Below are 20478 nucleotides of genomic sequence, written 5' to 3'. Positions count from 1 at the left end.
CGGACTTCCGCAGCTACACCCAGGACGACCTCGACGCGGTCGCCCGCGAACTCAACGGGCGACCACGCGAGACCTTGAACTGGAAGAATCCCGCCCAGAAGCTGAACGAACTCCTCGTTGCAACCGCCGCTTGAAACCGCCCCGGCTCAAACCCGAGAAACGTCCCCCTCGGCGGGTGATGGGGCGGCTGGCTCAGGCGCCGGGAGTCCGCACCCGGGCCACGGTGCCGGTGTCGGCGCTGACGCGGGCGGCGTCGATGATCGCGAGGGTGTGCACGGCGTCGCGCGGGTCGACCGGCATCGCGGCCTGCGGGTCCTCGGCGGTGAGGGCCTGGGCGACCGCGCGGTAGAAGTCCACCTGGCTGGAGGCCCGGCGCCGCACCGGCCGGCGCGTCTCGCCGGCATAGACCCAACCGCAGTGGTCCGCGTCGTGGTTGCGCAGGTCGGCGTAGATGTCCAGGTCGCTCTCGAACTCGTTGAGCACGAAGGCCCCCCGCCGCCCGAGCAGGCGCAGGCGCGGGCCGGGGGCCGCCGCCACCGAGGTCGTGCCCAGGTGGCTGCGCACGCCGGAGACGTGGCGGCAGGCCAGGAACGCCTCGTCCTCGGCGGTGGTGGTGTGGGCGGCGACCTCGGCGTAGACCGCCTCCACCGGGCCGAAGAGGTCGACCGCCTGGTCCAGCAGGTGGGTCTGCAGGTCGAGCATGATGCCGCCGCCGTCCTGCCAGGCGGCGTTCTCGCGCCAGCGGTCCTTGGGCTCCGGGCGCCAGCGCTCCCAGCGGATCTCTGCGCGGAAGACGTCACCAAGGTCCCCGTCGCGGACGAGCTCGCGGGCGGTGACGTGCTCGGCGTCGAAGCGCCGGTTCTGGAACACCGTCAAGGGCACCCCGGCCGCAGCCGCTGCCTCGACGACCTCGTGGGCGTCCGGCGCGCTCGTCGCCAGTGGCTTGTCGACGACCACGGGAAGGCCGGCCTCGATGACCTGCCGGGCCTGGGCGGCGTGGGCGCCGCTCGGCGTGGCCAGCACGACGAGGTCGAGGCCGGGCCTGGCGAGCAGCGCGTCGAGGTCGGGGACGACCTCGACGCCAGGGTTCTCCTCCCGCGCCTGCGCGGCGCGCCCGGCGTGGGACGTCGAGACGGCCGCCACCGTCAGGCCGGCGGCTCGCATCAGCGGAGCGTGGATTCCCTGTCCGGCGGAGCCGAACCCTGCAAGACCGACGTTCGTCACGGGTCGACCTTATGCCGCGGGGCCCGGCCCGCCTGATGCCGGCGTCCGGCGGACCGCGCCACCACTACCGGGAGAGCCGGCCCGGCCACCAGATCCGGGAGTCGATGTCGTAGGAGAACGCCGGCACCAGCAGCGACCGCACGACCAGGGTGTCGAGAAGGACACCGAAGGCGACGATGAACGCGATCTGCACCAGGAACAGGATCGGCAGCACCGCCAGTGCGGAGAACGTCGCGGCGAGCACGACACCGGCGCTGGTGATCACGCCGCCGGTGACGGCCAGCCCGACGAGGATGCCCGGCCGGGTCCCCCGCTCCTGCGCCTCCTCACGCACCCGGGTCATGAGGAAGATCGAGTAGTCGATGCCCAGCGCGACGAGGAACACGAACGCGTAGAGCGGCGTGGACGGGTCACTGCCCGGGAAGTCGAAGACGTGGTTGAAGACCAGCGCGGCGACGCCCAGTGTGGCGGCGAAGGAGATGACGTTGGCGACGACCAGCACCACCGGCGCCACGAGCGATCGCAGCAGCAGCATCAGCACGACGAAGATGACCGCCAGGATCGTCGGGATGATGACCCGCAGGTCACGCTCGCTGGCATGCCGCACGTCGAGGTTGATCGCAGTGCTGCCGCCGACGAGGACGTGAGGGCTCACCTGGTCGAGGTCGCGGCGCAGGTTGTCCACCACGGTCTCGGCCGCAGGGCTGTCGGCCGCAGGCGTCAGGGTGGCCTGCACGAGCACCTGGCCGTCGACGACCTTGGGCGGCGCGGCCGGGTTGTCCCCGAGGGTCACCGACGCGACGCCGCTCTCGGCCCTGGCGCGGGTGGCCACCGCCTGCGCCTTGTCCGCCGGCGCGACGATCTGGACGGGGGTGCCCGAGCCGGCCGGGAAGTGCCGGGCGAGGACCTCCTGGCCGGTCACGGACTCGACCTTGTTGAGGAAGATCTGCGACTGCGAGATGCCCGAGGCCTTCAGCGTCGGGACGAACGCGACGCAGGCCAGCAGCAGGACGAGGGTGGTGACCCACACCCGGCGGGGGTGGCGGCCGACCAGCCCGGCGACCCGGCCCCAGATGCCGCGGCGGCCCACGGAGTCCTCGGCGTGGACGTGGTCCACCCGCGGGATCAGCGGCCAGAAGATCTTGCGGCCGAACAGCAGCAGCACCGCCGGCAGGAAGGTCAGCGCCGACAGCAGCGCCCCGGCGATCCCCAGCGCGCCCACCGGGCCGAGGCCGCGGGTGTTGCCGAGCTGGGACAGCATCAGGCAAAGCAGGCCGAGGATGACGGTGGCACCACTGGCGATGATCGGCTCGGCGGCAGCACGCCACGACGCGCGCATCGCCGCCCACTTGCTCGGGTGGTCGTGCAGCTCCTCCCGGTAACGGGAGACGAGCAGGAGGGCGTAGTCGGTGGAGGCGCCGACGACGAGGATCGACAGGATGCCCTGGCTCTGGCCGTTGAGGGCGATCGTGCCGTTGCTGGCCAGCGGGTAGATCACCAGCGCTGCGGCGGCCAGGCCGAACATCGAGGTGATGAGCACCGCGAACGGCAGGATCGGGCTGCGGTAGACGATGAGCAGGATGACGAAGACGACGCCGAGGGCGACGACGAGCAGGATGCCGTCGATGCCGCTGAAGGCGGTGACGAAGTCGGCGAGCACGCCGCCGGGTCCGGTCACGTAGACCTTCAGGCCCTGCGGGGCGAGGGTCCTGGCCGCCGACTCACGCATCGCCTTGGCGCCCTCGTAGAGCGCCGAGGAGCCCTGCAACGGCTCGGCGGCCTTCTTGCTGTCCAGGGGCACCGGCACGAGCAGCGCCTGTTTGTCCTGGCTCGGCACCGCGAACGTCGGCTTCTGCCTGAGGTACTCCCCCAGGGTCTTGCCCTTGCCCGCGAAGGTGAGGTCCGGGATACCGGCGATGAACTGCTGCACCGCGGCCTGGTCGGCCGCCTTGAGCCCGCCGGGACGCTCGACGACGACGAAGTAGGGCAGCGTGCTCGTGTCGGTGAACTTCGCGGCGAGCTGCTGCACCTCGGTCGACTCGGCCGACTTGGGCAGGAACGAGGCGTTGTCGTTTTTCTGCACCTCGCTGAGCCGGCCGACCAGCGGGCCGCCGATGCTGCCGATGGCGAACCAGGCCAGGACCACCAGCAGGACGGCCACCAGCCGCACCACCCGCGTCCGCCCCGGGGCCGTGGCCCGCTCCGCGCTCTCCTGCTCCGGCGTGATGTCGTGCCGCGTCATGACCTGCCGCTCCCCAGCTCAACCGTCAGTTGGGCAAAGCCTATGGGCTTGCCGGGCATCCCGGATCGACGGCGTACCCTGCAGGCATGCGTTTCGAGCACCTGGGGTTCGCACCGGACTACGTCGACTACCGCGCGGCGTGGGACACGCAGCGGGAGGTCCACGCGGGGGTGGTGGCCGGCGGTGAGGACACCGTGCTGCTGCTCGAGCACGAGCGGGTCTACACCGCGGGCAAGCGCACCGAGCCGCACGAGCGGCCCTTCGACGGCACCCCGGTGGTCGACGTGGACCGCGGCGGCAAGATCACCTGGCACGGCCCGGGGCAGCTCGTGGGCTACCCGATCGTGCGCCTGCCCTCCCCCGTCGACGTGGTCGCCCACGTGCGCCGGCTCGAGGAGATGATGATCCGGGTGTGCGCCGACCTCGGCCTCGAGGCCGGCCGCGTCGAGGGCCGCAGCGGGGTGTGGGTCGCCGCCGACGAGCGTGGCCCGGCCCGCAAGATCGGCGCCATCGGCATCCGGGTGAGCCAGGACGTGACCATGCACGGGTTCGCCCTGAACTGCGACTGCGACCTGTCCTGGTCGCAGGTGATCATCCCGTGCGGCATCGCCGACGCCGGCGTGACCTCGCTGAGCCAGGAGCTCGGCCGGGACGTGACGGTGGCCGAGGTGCTCCCTTGGGCAGAGAAGCACCTGGCCGAGGTCCTCGCCCTGGGCTGAGCCATCCGGCCCAAGGGCGCGCAGGACCTTGGCCTCTGGGAGTCCGGCACGGCGGAACACAGTCTCGACAGGTGACCTGTTGCCGAGGCACGTTCCGGCTCGGCAGGACCCACCACGTCGAGGAGCACGACATGCCCAAGGTATCGAAGGCCACCGCTTCGTCCCATCTGCTCTTCCCGGGTTACCTGGATGAGTACGAGCAGGAGACCGCTGACTGGACCGTGTCGATCGAGAGCTGCCTCACCGACCTGGACATGGCGCCGTTCTTCAAGGGCGCGCCGAATGACCAGTGCCAGGCGAGCCACATGGGATACGTGACCAAGGGGAAGTTCGGGGTCCGGACAGCGGACGGTGTCGAGGAGGTCTTCGAGGCCGGCGACGCGTTCGTCATCGCGCCCGGGCACACGCCGATCATGTTCGCCGGGAGCGAGTACGTGGCCTTCACCCCCACCGAGGAGGCGAAGGCGCAAGCCGCCGTGATGATGCCGAACGTGGTGAAGTACGCGGAAGAGCACGGGATCGAGCTCCCGGCTGAGGTGACGTCTTCCTCGTCCCCCACGTCCCTGTCCTGACGTCGGGGTGACGGCGCCGGGGCAACCCCGCGCCATGACCACGGCGGGCGAGCCGCTCAGCCGAGCTGGGGGATGACCTCCGAGGCGACCAGGTCGAGGTGGTCCAGGTCGGACAGGTCGAGCACCTGCAGGTAGATCCGCTGGGAGCCGGCCTCGGCGTAGCGGCCGATCGTGTCGACGATCTCGGCCGGGGAGCCGGCCAGGCCGTTCTCGCGGAGCTCGGCCAGGTCGCGCCCGATCGCCTCGGACCGTCGGGTCAGCTCGTCCCACGTCGCACCCGCACACAGCACCAGGGCGTTGGACATGGCGATGGTGGCCGGGTCGCGGTCGTGCTCCCGGGCGACCGCGCGCACGTTCTCGAACTTCTCGGCGGAGTCCTCGACCGACACGAACGGCAGGTTGAACTCGCTGCCATAGCGCGCGACGAGCTCAGGCGTGCGCTTCTTGCCGTTGCCGCCGATGACGATCGGCACGGCGTCCTGCTCCGGCTTGGGCAGCGCGGGGCTGTCGCTGAGCTGGTAGTGCTTGCCGTCGAAGGAGAAGCGCTCCCCCACCGGGGTCTCCCACAGGCCGGTGATGACCGCGAGCTGTTCCTCGAGCCGGTCGAAGCGCTCGCCCACGCGCTCCGGGAACGGGATGCCGTAGGCCGCGTGCTCGGCCTCGAACCACCCGGCCCCCAGGCCGAGCTCCACCCGGCCACCGGACATCTCGTCGACCTGCGCGACCTGCACCGCGAGCATGCCGGGGTGGCGGAACGTCGCCGACGTCACGAGCGTGCCCAGCCGGATGGTCAGGGTCTCGCGGGCCAGTCCGGCCAGCGTGGTCCAGGTGTCGGTCGGACCCGGCAGCCCGTCGCCGTCGCCCATCGCGAGCAGGTGGTCGGAGCGGAAGAAGGCGGAGTAGCCGCACTCCTCGGCGCGGCGGGCCATCGCGAGCTGCTGGCCGTAGGTGGCCCCCTGCTGGGGCTCGGTGAAGATGCGCAGGTCCATTCGGCCAACTCTAGGTCGAAGCCGTGTCGCGCCCGACACCGCCCGCGGCGTGTCCCGGGACCTGTGGCGCAGCCCTCCGGGACCAAGGTCGCTGGCCGCGACGACCGCACCACGTGAGCCTGTCTGGAGGGACGGCGCGCCGCCGGCGGGCCCACAGCACAGGAGGACCAGATGCAGCGACTCGAGGACCGCGTGGCCCTGGTGACGGGAGCTGCCAGCGGCATCGGCGAGGCCACCGCACACCGGCTCGCGGCGGAGGGGGCGACGGTGTTCGTCACCGACCTCCAGGACGACCTCGGCGAGAAGGTCGTCGCGTCGATCCGCGACGAGGGCGGGACCGCCGAGTACGCCCACCTCGACGTCGCCTCCGAGGCGGGCTGGCAGGAGGTCATGGAGCGGGTCCGCGCGGAGCAGGGTCGGCTGGACATCCTGGTCAACAACGCCGGCATGGGCGACATGTCCCCCATCGAGGACACCTCCCTCGCCGACTGGGAGCGCACCATCGCCGTCGACCAGACCGGCGTCTTCCTCGGCATGAAGGCCGCCGCCGCGCTGCTCAAGGCCTCCGGCCACGGCTCGGTCATCAACATCAGCTCGATCTTCGGCACGGTGGGCGGCTTCGGGACCACCCCCGCCTACCATGCCGCCAAGGGTGCGGTGCGGCTGCTGACGAAGAACACCGCGCTGCACTGGGCGCGCGAGGGAGTGCGCGTGAACTCGATCCACCCCGGCTTCATCGAGACCCCGATCCTGACCACGGTCAAGGGCACCGAGTTCGAGCAGGTCATGACGTCGTGGACCCCGATGAGCCGCCTCGGCCGCCCGGAGGAGATCGCCGCGGGGGTCGCCTACCTCGCCAGTGACGACGCCAGCTACGTCACCGGCTCCGAGCTCTACATCGACGGCGGCTACACGGCCCGGTGAGACCCACCGGTATGCCGTGTGCCCCGGTCCGCGCGGTCGACACCATGGGTGCGTGAGGCGACGCACCGAGGTGACCGGGACGGCCAGGAGGCGCACGGCATACCGGTGCTCCCCGCGGAGACCCAGCGGGTGCGGGGAGCCTCGGCGGCGGCGCGTAGTCTGGTGGGCGGTCCGGGTGTGCTACCGCATACCCGCCTACTTCTGACTGGCAAGGGAGCCGTTTGTGACCGTCGCACCTGAGGGTCGCCGGATGCTGCGCGTCGAGGCGCGCAACGCCGAGACGCCGATCGAGCGCAAGCCGGAATGGATCCGCACCACCGCCAAGATGGGGCCGGAGTACACCGCGCTGCACTCGATGGTGAAGAGCGAGGGGCTGCACACCGTCTGCCAGGAGGCCGGCTGCCCCAACATCTTCGAGTGCTGGGAGGACAGGGAGGCCACGTTCCTCATCGGCGGTGACGTCTGCACCCGGCGCTGCGACTTCTGCGACATCGCCACCGGGCGCCCCACCGCCCTCGACCTCGACGAGCCGCGCCGCGTCGCCGAGTCGGTGCGCCAGATGGGGCTGCGCTACTCCACCGTCACCGGCGTGGCCCGCGACGACCAGCCCGACGGCGCCGCCGGCCTCTATGCCGAGACGATCCGCCAGATCCACGCGCTCAACCCCAACACCGGCGTCGAGATCCTGCCGCCCGACTTCGGTGCACGGCCCGAGCTGGTCGGCCAGGTCTTCGACGCCCGGCCCGAGGTGTTCGCGCACAACCTCGAGACCGTGCCGCGGATCTTCCGCAAGATCCGCCCGGCCTTCACCTACGAGAAGTCGCTCAAGGTCCTCTCGATGGCCCGCGAGGCCGAGCTGGTAACCAAGTCCAACCTCATCCTCGGCATGGGCGAGGAGGACCACGAGATCGAGCAGGCGATCCGCGACCTGCACGACGCCGGCTGCGACATCCTCACGATCACGCAGTACCTGCGCCCCTCCAAGCTGCACCACCCGATCGACCGGTGGGTCAAGCCCGAGGAGTTCGTGCACTGGAGCGAGGTCGCCGAGGAGATGGGCTTCAAGGGCGTCATGGCCGGACCCCTGGTGCGCAGCTCCTACCGCGCCGGACGCCTGTGGGCGCAGGCCATGAAGAAGTGGGGCCGCGAGGTGCCGGCCCACCTGTCGCACCTGGCCGAGGCCGCCTCCTCCCCCGCCCGCCAGGAGGCCGCGTCGCTGGTCCAGCGTGCTCTCGGCAGCGCCTCCTGACCGGTAGTCTGGACACCATGGCCCGCAAGGATTCACCCCAGTCAGCCGTGCCCGAGAAGGCCGGCCGCATCGCCCAGATGCGCCAGATCTTCACGACCGCGCGCGCGGTCGACCCCGCCATCGGCTGGTGGATGCTGCTGGCGCTGCTCGGCGTCACGCTGGTCGGCGTCGTCGTCGGCCTCGTCGTGGGGCACCCGATCTACGCCGGCTTCCTCGGCCTGATGTTCGGTGTCCTCGCGGCCATGGTGGTCATGAGCCGCCGGGCCGAGCGGGCCGCCTACCGCTCGATCGAGGGCCAGCCCGGTGCCGCCGGAGCCGCGCTGTCGGCCCTGCGCCGCGGCTGGTACTACGACCAGCAGCCGGTGGCCGCCGAGGCCGTGCGCCCCGGTGACCTGGCCTCGGCCGCGATGGTGTTCCGCGCCACCGGCCGTCCCGGCGTCGTGCTCGTCGGTGAGGGCCCGTCCTCCCGCGCCACCCGCCTGCTGGAGTCCGAGCGCAAGAAGGTCGTGCGCATCCTGCCCGGCGTGCCGGTCACGGTGCTGCGCATCGGCGACGACGCGAACGCGGTCCCGGTCCGCAAGCTCGCCAACCAGATCCGCAAGCTCAAGCCCACCCTCACCAAGGAGGAGGCGGCGCAGGTCAACAAGCGGCTCAAGGCCCTCGGCGGCACGCGTCCACCGATCCCCGCCGGCGTCGACCCCAACCGGGTGCGCATGGACCGCAAGGCGATGCGCGGCCGCTGACGTCGCAGGAAGCGGCCATCGACCCGGGCCGCTGACGTATTCTCCCGACCGAACACCGCTCAGCCCGCGTTTCCGGCCCGTCCGGGGCAGGAAACGCGGGCTGAGGCGTGTCCGGACGCCGCCCGGGCAAATGGCCGTCTGGACATGCGGCCCGTGGGTAGCGTGCCGCCCATGCCACGTGCCCAACGCGTCCTCCTGCTCGTCTTCGACACGTTCGCCGAGTTCGAGGTCTCCATCCTCGTGACGGCGCTCCGTGGCACGGCGCACTCCGTGACGACGGTCGGGGTCGACCGGTCGCCGGTCACCACCACCGGCCGGCTGACCGTGCTGCCGGACCGGGCCGTGCCCGAGGTCGACCCGGCGGACTTCGACGCCCTCGTCGCGCCCGGCGGCGACACGTCCGTCGTCCTGGGTCACGAGCCGCTGCGGCGGCTGGTACGCCACTTCGCAGACACCGGCAAGCTCATCGCCGCCATCTGCGGTGGCCCTGCGGTCCTCGGCGACGCAGGCGTCCTCGACGACCGACGGTTCACGGCCTCTCTGACCCCCACGGACCGCGCCTGGTGCGGCGTCGAGGGCAGGGGGTCGATGGTGCCGGAGCTCGTCGTGGTGGACGACCCGCTGGTCACCGCGACGGGCTCGAGCTACCTGGCCTTCGCGGAGGAGGTGCTGCGCCGGCTCGAGGGCGCCACCGCCCCCGACCTGGCCTACTTCCGGGTGCCGTCGCTGGCCTGACCACCCGGACACGCGGCATACCCCTGACCCGCGTCCCGGCCCGGCGGGCCGGGTATGCCGGGTGGCCGGGTGCGCCGTTGGCGGCCGCGGTCAGCGGGTGCGGATGATGACGGTGCCGGCGGCCTTGTCGTGCAGGCCGCGCTCGTCCTTGTCCCAGATCAGGGCCGGGACCGCGATCGCCAGCAGGAGGCTGCGGACCAGACCGGGCACCGGGCCGGCCGGCGCCCCGCCGAGCCGGACGACGCGCAGACCCATGATGCGGTGGCCCACGGTGAACCCGACCGTGCCGACGAGCAGGACGTTCTCCGCGAAGAACACCGCCAGGGGCAGCAGCCCACCGGCACCGCCGCGGCCGAACTCGCCGCCGAGGAGGGCGACGGCCACGAGCTGGCTGAGCGTCCAGTCGATGAGGATCGCCACCAGCCTCCGTCCGAACCGGGCCACCGAGCCGGGGCCGTGCTCGGGCAGGCCGAGGCGCTGCCCGGGATAGGTGCCTTCGCCTGCGCGTGCTGCGCGCGGGCCCTCGATCCACGAGCCGACGTCCTTGCGGTCCACCACGGGAGACAGGTTACGTCGGTCACGCCGCGGACCGCGCGGGGTGCCCCGTCCGTAACACCGGGGAAACATTCGGGTCATGGTCGGGAAATCCCGGGGGGCTAAGGTCGTACGCGACCCACCCGGGCCGGCGATCGTGCCCGCCCCACCACAGGAGGTTGGATGTTCAGCAACGCTGACGAGGTCCTCAAGTTCATCAAGGACGAGGACGTCAAGTTCGTCGATGTGCGCTTCTGCGACCTGCCGGGCGTGATGCAGCACTTCAACGTGCCTGCTCAGACGTTCGACGCGGACGCTTTCTCGAACGGCCAGATGTTCGACGGCTCCTCGATCCGGGGTTTCCAGGCGATCCACGAGTCCGACATGAAGCTCATCCCGGACCCGACGACCGCCTACGTCGACCCGTTCCGCAAAGAGAAGACGCTGATCCTCAACTTCTCCATCGTGGACCCGTTCACGGACGAGCCGTACAGCCGCGACCCGCGCAACATCGCCGCCAAGGCCGAGGCCTACCTGAAGTCGACCGGCATCGCCGACACCGCCTACTTCGGTGCCGAGGCCGAGTTCTACGTCTTCGACGACGTGCGCTTCGAGACCAAGCAGAACGCCGGCTACTACTTCATCGACTCCATCGAGGCCGCGTGGAACTCCGGCCGCGAGGAGGAGGGTGGCAACCAGGGCTACAAGACCCGCTACAAGGGCGGCTACTTCCCCGTGCCGCCGGTGGACCACTTCGCCGACATCCGCGACGAGATGACGCTGACCCTGGGCGACGTGGGCCTCGCCGTCGAGCGCGCCCACCACGAGGTCGGCACCGCCGGCCAGCAGGAGATCAACTACCGCTTCAACTCGATGCTGAACGCGGCCGATGACGTGCTGAAGTTCAAGTACATCATCAAGAACGTCGCCTGGAAGCACGGCAAGACGGCGACCTTCATGCCCAAGCCGCTCTTCGGTGACAACGGCTCCGGCATGCACAGCCACCAGTCGCTGTGGAAGGACGGCGAGCCGCTGTTCTACGACGAGCGCGGCTACGGCGGCCTGTCCGACACCGCCCGCTGGTACATCGGTGGCCTGCTCAAGCACGCCCCGTCGCTGCTGGCCTTCACGAACCCGACGGTGAACTCCTACCACCGCCTGGTCCCCGGCTACGAGGCGCCGGTCAACCTGGTCTACTCGGCCCGCAACCGCTCCGCCTGCGTGCGTATCCCGATCACGGGCACCTCGCCCAAGGCCAAGCGCATCGAGTTCCGCGTGCCGGACCCGTCGGCCAACCCCTACCTGGCGTTCTCGGCCATGCTCATGGCCGGCATCGACGGCATCAAGAACCGCATCGAGCCGCCGGAGCCGGTGGACAAGGACCTCTACGAGCTCCCGCCGGAGGAGCACAAGGCGATCCAGCAGGTCCCGGGCTCGCTGCCCGAGGTGCTCAACGCGCTCGAGGCCGACCACGAGTACCTCCTCGAGGGCGACGTGTTCACCAAGGACCTCATCGAGACGTGGATCGACTGGAAGCGCGTCAACGAGGTCGACCCGATCCGCTTCCGCCCGCACCCGCACGAGTTCGAGATGTACTTCGACATCTGACAGCCCCCGGTCCAGCCGACCGCAGAGGCCGGCTGACCTGCACCGATGCGACGGCAGGCTCCCGTGGGAGCCTGCCGTCGCACTTTTGGTCGCACAATCGGTCCGCGCTCTTCAGCGGGACCTCCCCCCACCGGGATGAGGAAGCGCGAAGCTGCCGGCATCGGTCTCCGCCGCGACGCCGGGCATCGGCGACGCCCTCCTCGGGCTCGTGGTCGCGGGCGCTCAGGCGTCCTGGACGACGGCAGCCCCGCGCTGCCGGGCCCCGCCCGCCGGCTGCACCGCGATGGGGGCGCCGAGCCACTCGACCGGGATACCGAAGCCCTCGACCAGGGCCAGCGCATCCGGGCGCAGCTCCGCGCACAGTGCGTTGACGGCGGCCGTGACGGCCTTGGCCCGCCCAGGCGTCAGCCGCCCGTGCTCGAGGAACCACCCCTTGTCCTGCTCGATGGTGGCCAGGGCGTACAGGTCGCAGACCGTCGACAGCGTGGCCCGGGCCTGCGGGTCGGTGCACGCCTCGATGCCGGCGACGAACGCCTCGAGCACCACTCGGTCGACGTGCGCCCGGGCCGCCCGCAGCACGTGGTCCTGCGCGGCGTTGAACACCGCGAACGGGTCCGCGCCGGGTGCCCCGGCCCGGCGCAGCCGCCGGGCCAGGCCGTCGAGGACGTGGCTTTCCCGGTCCTGGAACAGGCGCAGGTGCAGCGCGCGGTCGCGCAGGTCGGTGTCGCCGGTTCGCGGACCGGCGCCGCCGAGCCGCTCGAGCAAGGGGCGGGTCGCGGTGCGCTCGATGACACTGCCGGCGATCTGGCCGGCAGCGAAACGGACCATACCCAGGGTGTCGAGGTCGCCGAAGGTGTCGCGGTACTCGGTGAGCAACCCCTTGGCGACCAGCTGCAGCAGCACGGTGTTGTCGCCCTCGAACGTGGTGAACACATCGGTGTCCGCCTTGAGCGCCGGCAACCGGTTCTCGGCCAGGTAGCCGGCGCCGCCGCAGGCCTCGCGGCAGGTCTGGATGGTGGAGGTGGCATGCCAGGTGACCACCGCCTTGATGCCGGCGACCCGCGACTCCAGCTCCCGCTGGGTGAGCTCGTCGGGCTCGGCGGCGGTCTGCAGATCGTGCAGGGAGGCAACCAGCTCGTTCTGGGCGAACTGCAGCGCATAGCTCGTGGCCAGGGCCGGCAGCAGCTTGCGCTGGTGCGTCCGGTAGTCGAGCAGGAGGACCTCCTCCTCGCTGCCGGGGGCGGCGAACTGGCGCCGCTGCGCGGCATACCGGATGGCGATGGCCAGCGCGGTCTTCGTGGCGCTGCCCGCCGCGCCGGCCACGCTCACCCGGCCGCGCACCAGGGTGCCCAGCATGGTGAAGAAGCGGCGGCTCTCGTTCTCGATCGGGCTGGAGTAGGTGCCGTCCTCGGCGACGTCGCCGAACCGGTTGAGCAGCGCCGTGCGCGGCACGCGGACGTGGTCGAAGGCCAGCGTGCCGTTGTCGACGCCGGCGAGGCCGGCCTTGGCACCGCAGTCGCCGATCGCGATACCGGGGCAGGCGCGGCCGGCCTCGTCGCGGATGGGCACGAGCAGCGCGTGCACCCCGTGGCTGCGGCCTCCGGTCACGAGCTGGGCGAAGACCACCGCGAGGCGTCCGTCCCGGGCAGCGCCTCCGATGTAGGTCTTGACTGCCCCCTCGTGCGGGGTGTCGACGACGAACTCACCGGTGCCGGGGTCGTAGGTGGCGGTGGTGTGCAGGTGCTGCACGTCGCTGCCGTGCCCGACCTCGGTCATCGCGAAGCAGCCGGGCAGCGCGAAGGAGATGACGTCCTCCAGGTAGCGCTCGTGGTGCTCCCTCGCGCCCAGGTTGACGATGGCGCCGCCGAAGAGCCCCCAGTGCACGCCGGCCTTGACCAGCAGGGACAGGTCCCCGTGCGCGAGCATCTCGAACGCGGTCACCGACGCGCCGACGTCGTTCCTGCCGCCGTACCCCACCGGGAACCCGTTGCGCGGGTGCCCCGTGCCGGCCAGGACGCGCATCTGCTCGAACACCCTCGCCCGGTGCGCCTCCTGGTCGAGCGTCGGGTCGGTCAGCAGGTCCTCGGGTGTGAACCGCTCTCGGGCCTCCTGCCGGACCTGGGCCCAGCGGCCGTCGAGCGCGGCGCGCAGCGCGGCGCCGAGCGGGGTCAGGTCGGTCATTGGCTCTCCTCGGGGACGACGGGTCGGTCAGGGGGCCGCAGGGCTCCGGCGAGGCCGCCCCAGGCCAGGTCGGTGACCTGTCTGGCGAGCACCTCGCGGGGCTCGCGGTCCGGCTGGGCGATCCAGTGGTCGGCGGCGGCCCGGACCAGGCCGATCAGGCTGTGCGCCCACGTGCCGGCGGCGCGGTCGTTGCGCCCCTCCCGGCGCAGGCGCGCGGCCAGGACGGCGGTGACCTGCTCGGCGATCCTGGAGGTCAGGCCCTCCACCGGGTCGTCGGACACCGGGGTGTCCAGCAGCGGGCGAGTCACCACGAAGCGGTAGACCTCGGGGTCGCGCTCGACCAGCATGAGGTAGCTGTCGACCGCGGCCGCAACGAGCGCACGGGGGTCGCCACCAGCGCCGGGCGTGGCCAGCGCCGAGCCGAGGTCACGCAGGATGAGGTCGTCCACGGCGGCCACCACGGCGCGGTAGAGCCCGGCACGGTCGGTGAAGTGCCGGTAGATGACGGTCTTGCTGGTGCCCGCCTGCGCGGCGATCTGGTCCATGCCCACCCCGGCCCCGTGCCGGCGGATGGCCTTCATCGTCGCCTCCACCAGCTCGGCGCGCCGGGCCTGGCGGTGCTCGGCCCACCGGGTGTCACGCCCGTCAGCCCGGGCGGCACGTGTGCTGGGGCTCATGCCGGGACAGTACCGCGTACTCGGCGTACCTGCTACTTTCGGTATCAGGAACGTGCACGGCTCCCCGCACCATCGCGACAGCTGGAGGAACCCTTGGCCCCGCAGTCTCCCCACCCGGTCTACGTGGTCGGCGCCAACCGCATCCCGTTCGCCCGCGCGAACGGGCCCTACGCTCACGCGTCGAACCAGGACATGCTCACCACCGTCATCGACGGCCTGGTCGCGCGCTGCGGCCTCGCCGGCGAGCAGGTCGGCGAGGTCGCTGCCGGCGCGGTGCTCAAGCACAGCCGTGACTTCAACCTCACCCGCGAGGCGGTCCTGGGCTCCCACCTGTCGCCGTGGACGCCTGCCTACGACGTGCAGCAGGCCTGCGGCACCGGCCTGGAGACCGCGGTCCTCGTCGCCAACAAGATCGCCCTCGGCCAGATCGACTGCGGTATCGCCGGAGGCGTCGACACCGCCAGCGACGCGCCGATCGCGGTCAACGAAGGGCTGCGCCAGACACTGCTGGAGGCCAACCGGGCCCGCGGCCTCGGCGACCGGGTCAAGGCCCTGGCCGGGCTGCGCCCCGGCCAGGTCGTGCCCGAGATCCCACGCAACGCCGAGCCCCGCACCGGCCTGGCCATGGGTGAGCACCAGGCCCTCACCACGGCCGACTGGGGCATCACCCGCGAGGCCCAGGACGAGCTCGCCGCCGCCAGCCACCACAAGCTGGCCGCCGCCTACGACCGAGGCTTCTTCGACGACCTGCTCACCCCCTACCTCGGCCTCACCCGCGACCAGAACCTGCGCGCGCACACCTCGGTGGACAAGCTGGCCGCGCTGAAGCCGGTCTTCGGTGAGGGCGAGGGTGCCACCATGACGGCCGGCAACTCCACCCCGCTGACCGACGGCGCCTCCGCGGTGCTGCTCGCGACCCGGGAGTGGGCCGAGGCCCACGGTCTGCCGCTGCTGGCCCGGTTCGTCGACGCCACCACGGCCGCGGTCGACTACGTGCACGGTGACGAGGGGCTGCTCATGGCCCCCGCGTATGCCGTGCCCCAGCTCCTCGCGCGAAACGGCTTGAGCCTGCAGGACTTCGACTTCTACGAGATCCACGAGGCCTTCGCCTCGACCGTGCTGTGCACCCTCGCGGCGTGGGAGGACGAGGCCTTCTGCCGCAACCGGCTGGGACTGGACGCACCGCTGGGGGCGATCGACCGCAGCCGGCTCAACGTCAACGGCTCCTCCCTCGCGACCGGTCACCCGTTCGCCGCGACCGGCGGCCGCATCGTGGCCACGCTGGCGAAACTGTTGTCCGAGAAGGGATCTGGTCGCGGCCTGGTGTCCATCTGCGCCGCCGGCGGCCAGGGCGTCGTCGCCATCCTGGAGGCCGCAGCATGAGCGACCGGTACCTCGACCTCGTAGGCAGCGGGCTGGGCCGCACCCTCGCCGCCCGGCTCGGGCTGCCCCGCCCCACTCCCCTGCGCCGGTATGCCCTGGGCCAGCCGGTGCTGGAGGGCCCTGCTGTGTTGGCCGGTGTCGGCGCCGCGCCCCTCCTGACCCGGGTGCGTGACGCCCTGGAGCATGCCGGCGTCCAGATCCAGGACACCGCGGCAGCATCAGACGAAGGCGCCGCGCGGCTCGGTGCCGTCGTGGTCGACGCCAGCGCGGCCCGCACGGTCGGCGACCTCGAGGCGGTCCGCGCCGCCCTCGTGCCCACGCTGAAGCGGCTCGGGTCGTGCGCCCGGGTGCTGCTGCTGGGGACCCCGCCGGCGCAGCTCACCGCGCCGGCCGAGGCCGCCACCCAGCATGCACTCGAGGGCATCGTCCGCAGCGTCGCCAAGGAGCTGCGCGAGGGTGCCACCGCCAACCTCCTGCTCGTCGCCGAGGGCGGCGAGACGGCGCTGGCCGCACCCGTGCGCTTCTTCCTCTCCGCCCGCTCGGCCTACGTCGACGGGCAGGTGCTGCAGGTCGGCCCCGGCGCCCCGCAGGGCGCGGTTGACCTCGACCACCCGCTGGCCGGCAAGGTGGCCGTGGTGACAGGCGCAGCACGGGGCATCGGCGCCGCCATCGCCGAGGTCCTGGCCCGGGACGGCGCCACCGTGCTCTGCGCCGACGTCCCGGCAGCGGGCGACTCCCTGGCCGCCGTGGCCAACCGGGTCGGGGGCACCGCGCTGCAGCTGGACATCACCACCCCGGACGCCGGTGAGCGCATCGCCGCCCACGTCGCCCAGAGGCACGGGCAGCGGCTCGACGTCATCGTGCACAACGCCGGCATCACCCGCGACAAGCTGCTGGTCAACACCGACGCCGACCGGTGGGCCAGCGTGCTGGCGGTCAACCTCGAGGCCCAGCTGCGGATCAACGACGTGCTGCTCGACGCCACCCGGGAGGGCGCCCTGGCCGACGGCGGACGGGTCATCAGCGTGTCCTCGACCAGCGGGATCGCCGGCAACCGGGGTCAGGCCAGCTACGCTGCGAGCAAGGCCGGCGTGATCGGGCTGGTCCAGGCGCTCTCGGCCCAGGTTGCCGGGCGAGGCATCACCGTCAACGCCGTGGCGCCGGGCTTCATCGAGACCGAGATGACCGCCCGGATGCCGCTCGGCACCCGCGAGGTGGGGCGCCGGATCAACAGCCTGGGCCAGGGCGGCAGCCCGGTCGACGTCGCGGAGGCGATCGCGTTCCTCGCTCAGCCGGACAACGCCGGGGTCACCGGCCAGGTGCTGCGCGTGTGCGGCCAGAGCATGATCGGGGCCTGAGCCGTGGCCGAGGACACCAGGACCCTGTCCCTGAGCCGGTCCCCCAGCCTCGCTGGGCTCTTCGCCCGGGCGGCGCTGACCGCGCGGGGACGCAGTGGCCCGCTGCCCGACCTTGAGGTGCTGCGCACCGGGGTGCGGGTCGACCGGACCCATCTCGCGGCATACGACCGGGTCTGCGGGTTCACCCTGCACGACACGCTCCCCGCGACCTACCTGCACGTGCTGGTCTTCCCGCTGCAGGTCACCCTGATGGCCGAGCCCGGCTTCCCGCTGGCGCTGCCCGGCTTGGTGCACGTGCGCCAGCGCATCGCGCAGCACCGGCCCGTGGACGCGGGGGAGGCGCTGGACCTGCGCGCGACGGCGACCGGCCTGCGCCCCCACCCCAGGGGCGCGCAGGTCGACCTCGTCGGTGAGGTCCGGTCCGGCAACGAGCTGGTCTGGGAAGGGCGCAGCACGTACCTCTCCCGCGGCGCCACGGCGCCACCCGGTGACGGCGCCCCCGAGGCGCCTCTGGACGTCGACGTGGACCGCCTCAGGCACCCCACCGCCACCTGGCGGGTCCCGGCGGATCAGGGCCGGCGCTATGCGGCGGTCAGCGGGGACGTCAACCCGATCCACCTGAACCCGTTGGCTGCCAAGGCGTTCGGCTTCCCGCGGGCCATCGCCCACGGCATGTGGACGATGGCGCACGCCCTCGCCTCCGTCGAGGCGCGACTGCCAGGGCGGTATGCCGCGGACGTCGCCTTCCGGGCGCCGGTCCTGCTGCCCTCGACGGTCGACCTGCTGGCCTCCCCGGTCGCGCCCGGGGGCTGGGACCTGGTGGTGCGCTCGGGCGACCTGGAGCACCTGCGCGGGACCGTCCGCCCGGGGTGAGCCCGGACGCTGGAGACACCTCCTCGTTGAGGGCCGGGTCGGGTTTCAACGCGCTCACTTCATCAGGCGCAGCTCGGCGAACTGTGAGATGGCCACGCTGAGCATGCCAGCGGCCATGAGCCACGCGAACAGGTTGTGCGTGGCCCAACCCAGGACCACGCTCACCACGCAGACAAGAACGGCAGCGATGAACACCACGAGCCGGGCGGATCTGCCCACGGCGACCAGCGTGGCACGACGCGCCCTTCGGCGGGACCCCTCGGTGCCATCAGCCGGGGCGGCCCGCTCGCGGATTCGGCGGATGTCGTCGTTGACCTGCCCGGACGGATGCGTCAGGCCGTTCCTTGCGGGGAGACGACGGCGCATGCTGACGGGGTGAGCGATCACGGTGACGGGTCCCGATCGCAGCCCCTTTCCATGATCGGCGCGACTGGGGTTCGGTCGTTCGCGTCGAGAGCGGCCGATGTCTTCTGGGACCTGGAGCAGGTCGGCTGTCTGCAGGTCGGGGTGCTGCAACCCGCATCCGGCAACGGTGCATCCGGGCATGCTGAGCTCTGCACCTGGCGGATGACCCTCGACGCCGGCCGGGGCCGGAAGCTCGGACTGGGAGAGACCCTCTACGGGCGAGTTGGCGATGGGTCGACCGCGCTCGGGGAATGGCGCCGAGACTGGTTCACGCTCATGGGTCACCGGTTTCAGCTGGAGTGGCAGGCGAGGAAGTAGCGTCTCAGCCCGGCATGGTTCGTGCGCGAGCTCGGGCGGGTGGTCCTCCTCCGACGGAGTGACGTCATCCGCCGGGGATGATGACCCCCGTTCCGGGTCGCCACAGGGTCGTCACGTGTGAGTGTGCTCCACCGCGCACTGACCCAGCATCGTGGCGTTCGTGTCCGTCGTGTTACGGGCGCCGATGACCGACCTGGAGATGACATGCGTGAGCCCGACCGCACGACTCTGCCGTTGACCACGCCGACGTTCGAGGGAACGGCGAACCGCACCCTCAGGGGCTCGAAACCCGACTGGGACCTGATCCGTCATCCGGAACCCCCTCAGGGCGCGCCGAACGTGTTGCTGGTGCTGATCGACGACGCCGGGTTCGGGAACCCGAGCACCTTTGGTGGGCCGATACAGACCCCGAACTACACCCGGCTCGCCGAAGCCGGGTTGCGGTACAACCGGTTCCACGTCACCGCACTGTGCTCCCCCACCCGTGCCGCCCTGCTGACCGCGCGGAACAACCACGCCGTCGGCTTCGGCTCCGTGGGTGAGTTCTCCAGCGGGTTCCCCGGCTACACCGCCATGGTGCCGCTCGAGTGTGCCCCGCTACCGCGAATCCTGCGTGACAACGGCTACAGCACGGCCGCCTTCGGCAAGTGGCACCTGACGCCGGACGGGCAGCAGGGACCCGCCGGCCCGCTGGGGCGCTGGCCGACCGGGTGGGGCTTCGACTACTTCTACGGCTTCCTCGGGGGCGACTCCGGGCAGTGGGACCCCTGCCTTGCCGAGAACCAGAAGATCATCGGGACCCCGGCGGAGTACTACGACGAGCAGAGCCCCTACTACCTGCCCGACGCGATGGCCGACAGGACCATCGAGTGGCTGCACGGCGTGCGTGGGCAGGACGCGCGCAAGCCGTTCTTCGTCTACTTCTCCACCGGGTGCAGCCACGCCCCTCACCACGTCGCCTCCGAGTGGGCCGACAGGTACAAGGGGCAGTTCGACCAGGGGTGGGACCGCTTGCGGGAAGAGGTCTTCGCGCGGCAGAAGGAGCTCGGCGTCGTCCCTGCGGACGCGGAGCTCACGACGCGGGACGATGCCTTCCCGGCATGGGACGACGTTCCCCCGCGGCTGAAGGCCTTCTACGCACGCCAGATGGAGGTCTACGCGGGGTTCTCGGAGAACGCCGACCACAACGTGGGCCGGGTCGTCGACGCGATCGAGGAGCTGGGCGAGCTCGACAACACCCTGGTCATCTGGATCTGGGGCGACAACGGTGCCAGCATGGAGGGCACCATCACCGGCTCGTTCAACGAGATGACGATGCAGAACGGCATCCCGCTCACCGACGAGATGCAGCTGCAGCTCTCCGAACGCTACGGCGGCGAGGAGTCCTGGGGTGCCCCGATCATGGACCCGCACTACTCGGCGGCCTGGGCCTGGGCCGGGAACACCCCGTTCAAGTGGGGCAAGCAGGTCGGGTCGCACCTCGGCGGCACACGAAACCCGATGGTCATCCACTGGCCCGAGCGCGTCGTCGACCCCGGCGGGCTGCGCTCCCAGTTCACGCACGTGACCGATGTCGGCGCGACGATTCTCGACATCGCCGGCATCCCGGCCCCGTCCCGGGTCGACGGGGTGAAGCAGGAACCGCTGCACGGCGTCACCTTCGCCGACACGCTGATCGACGCCGCCGCGCCCGAACGCCACACCCAGCAGTACTTCGAGACGATCGGCAACCGAGCGATGTACA

At 71.6% G+C, this 20478-nt stretch carries 18 protein-coding genes and 1 pseudogene; 12 read left to right on the top strand and 7 right to left on the bottom strand.

Annotated features, from left to right (window positions below; translation table 11 throughout):
- Positions 1–134: pseudogene (locus VF825_RS20155) on the top strand (IS30 family transposase); the annotation flags it as partial.
- A gap of 58 nt (positions 135–192) precedes the next feature.
- Here the strand turns inward: VF825_RS20155 and VF825_RS20000 are convergent.
- Both VF825_RS20000 and VF825_RS19995 read right to left on the bottom strand, forming a co-directional pair.
- The gene (locus VF825_RS20000) at positions 193–1224 is read right to left on the bottom strand and encodes a Gfo/Idh/MocA family protein (RefSeq protein WP_331116735.1); all 1032 of its coding nucleotides are present in this window, start codon (positions 1222–1224) and stop codon (positions 193–195) included.
- 64 nt (positions 1225–1288) lie between these two features.
- Positions 1289–3466, bottom strand: coding sequence for an MMPL family transporter (locus VF825_RS19995; protein WP_331116733.1), 2178 nt, complete (start codon positions 3464–3466; stop codon positions 1289–1291).
- 86 nt (positions 3467–3552) lie between these two features.
- Here VF825_RS19995 and lipB point away from each other — a divergent pair, with 86 nt between their 5' ends.
- Both lipB and VF825_RS19985 read left to right on the top strand, forming a co-directional pair.
- The gene (lipB, locus tag VF825_RS19990; protein WP_331116731.1) at positions 3553–4185 is read left to right on the top strand and encodes a lipoyl(octanoyl) transferase LipB; all 633 of its coding nucleotides are present in this window, start codon (positions 3553–3555) and stop codon (positions 4183–4185) included.
- A 131-nt stretch (positions 4186–4316) separates the two neighbouring features.
- Positions 4317–4757: a hypothetical protein gene (locus VF825_RS19985; protein WP_331116729.1), complete on the top strand. Its 441-nt coding sequence runs from the start codon at positions 4317–4319 to the stop codon at positions 4755–4757.
- A 56-nt stretch (positions 4758–4813) separates the two neighbouring features.
- Here VF825_RS19985 and VF825_RS19980 read toward each other — a convergent pair whose 3' ends face one another.
- Positions 4814–5746 carry an LLM class F420-dependent oxidoreductase gene (locus VF825_RS19980; protein WP_331116727.1) on the bottom strand — a complete coding sequence of 311 codons (933 nt, stop codon included), beginning with the start codon at positions 5744–5746 and terminating at the stop codon, positions 4814–4816.
- 171 nt (positions 5747–5917) lie between these two features.
- Here VF825_RS19980 and VF825_RS19975 point away from each other — a divergent pair, with 171 nt between their 5' ends.
- From VF825_RS19975 to VF825_RS19960, 4 genes are all read left to right on the top strand, one after another.
- Positions 5918–6670, top strand: a complete 753-nt coding sequence (locus tag VF825_RS19975) for an SDR family NAD(P)-dependent oxidoreductase (RefSeq protein ID WP_331116725.1) — start codon at positions 5918–5920, stop codon at positions 6668–6670.
- 223 nt (positions 6671–6893) lie between these two features.
- Entirely contained in the window at positions 6894–7919 is a 1026-nt protein-coding gene (lipA, locus tag VF825_RS19970; protein ID WP_331116723.1) for a lipoyl synthase, read from the top strand.
- Positions 7920–7936: 17 nt separating this feature from the next.
- Complete coding sequence (locus tag VF825_RS19965) at positions 7937–8662, top strand: DUF4191 domain-containing protein (RefSeq protein ID WP_331116721.1); 726 nt, start codon at positions 7937–7939, stop codon at positions 8660–8662.
- Positions 8663–8833: 171 nt separating this feature from the next.
- Entirely contained in the window at positions 8834–9397 is a 564-nt protein-coding gene (locus VF825_RS19960) for a DJ-1/PfpI family protein (RefSeq protein WP_331116719.1), read from the top strand.
- Between the two features lie 90 nt (positions 9398–9487).
- On the opposite strand, the gene VF825_RS19955 is transcribed toward VF825_RS19960, so the two are convergent.
- Entirely contained in the window at positions 9488–9955 is a 468-nt protein-coding gene (locus tag VF825_RS19955; RefSeq protein WP_331116717.1) for an RDD family protein, read from the bottom strand.
- Between the two features lie 159 nt (positions 9956–10114).
- Here VF825_RS19955 and glnA point away from each other — a divergent pair, with 159 nt between their 5' ends.
- The gene (gene glnA / locus VF825_RS19950) at positions 10115–11539 is read left to right on the top strand and encodes a type I glutamate--ammonia ligase (RefSeq protein ID WP_331116715.1); all 1425 of its coding nucleotides are present in this window, start codon (positions 10115–10117) and stop codon (positions 11537–11539) included.
- A 222-nt stretch (positions 11540–11761) separates the two neighbouring features.
- Here the strand turns inward: glnA and VF825_RS19945 are convergent, their stop codons facing one another.
- Entirely contained in the window at positions 11762–13720 is a 1959-nt protein-coding gene (locus VF825_RS19945; protein ID WP_331116713.1) for an acyl-CoA dehydrogenase, read from the bottom strand.
- Entirely contained in the window at positions 13717–14397 is a 681-nt protein-coding gene (locus VF825_RS19940; protein ID WP_331116711.1) for a TetR/AcrR family transcriptional regulator, read from the bottom strand. The genes VF825_RS19945 and VF825_RS19940 overlap by 4 nt, the downstream gene beginning before the upstream one ends.
- A gap of 93 nt (positions 14398–14490) precedes the next feature.
- On the opposite strand from VF825_RS19940, the gene VF825_RS19935 reads away from it, so the two are divergent.
- Genes VF825_RS19935 through VF825_RS19925 form a run of 3 tightly spaced genes read left to right on the top strand, consistent with a single transcriptional unit; the run spans position 14491 to position 18011 of the window.
- Positions 14491–15780 (top strand): acetyl-CoA C-acetyltransferase, encoded by a 1290-nt coding sequence (locus VF825_RS19935; protein ID WP_331116709.1) that lies wholly within the window; start codon positions 14491–14493, stop codon positions 15778–15780.
- The gene (locus tag VF825_RS19930; RefSeq protein ID WP_331116707.1) at positions 15777–17138 is read left to right on the top strand and encodes a 3-oxoacyl-ACP reductase; all 1362 of its coding nucleotides are present in this window, start codon (positions 15777–15779) and stop codon (positions 17136–17138) included. Before VF825_RS19935 ends, VF825_RS19930 begins: the two co-directional genes overlap by 4 nt.
- Positions 17139–17141: 3 nt before the next feature.
- Positions 17142–18011 (top strand): MaoC/PaaZ C-terminal domain-containing protein, encoded by an 870-nt coding sequence (locus VF825_RS19925; RefSeq protein ID WP_331116705.1) that lies wholly within the window; start codon positions 17142–17144, stop codon positions 18009–18011.
- 54 nt (positions 18012–18065) lie between these two features.
- On the opposite strand, the gene VF825_RS19920 is transcribed toward VF825_RS19925, so the two are convergent.
- Positions 18066–18230, bottom strand: a complete 165-nt coding sequence (locus tag VF825_RS19920; RefSeq protein WP_331116703.1) for a hypothetical protein — start codon at positions 18228–18230, stop codon at positions 18066–18068.
- A gap of 852 nt (positions 18231–19082) precedes the next feature.
- On the opposite strand from VF825_RS19920, the gene VF825_RS19915 reads away from it, so the two are divergent.
- A partial coding sequence (locus VF825_RS19915) for an arylsulfatase (RefSeq protein WP_331116701.1) occupies positions 19083–20478 on the top strand: 1396 nt, incomplete at its 3' end.

The sequence above is a fragment of the Oryzihumus sp. genome, from assembly GCF_036391795.1.
Lineage (GTDB): Bacteria > Actinomycetota > Actinomycetes > Actinomycetales > Dermatophilaceae > Oryzihumus.
The sequence above is the reverse complement of the archived record's forward strand: the minus strand, read 5'-3'. Positions and strand labels throughout refer to the sequence as shown.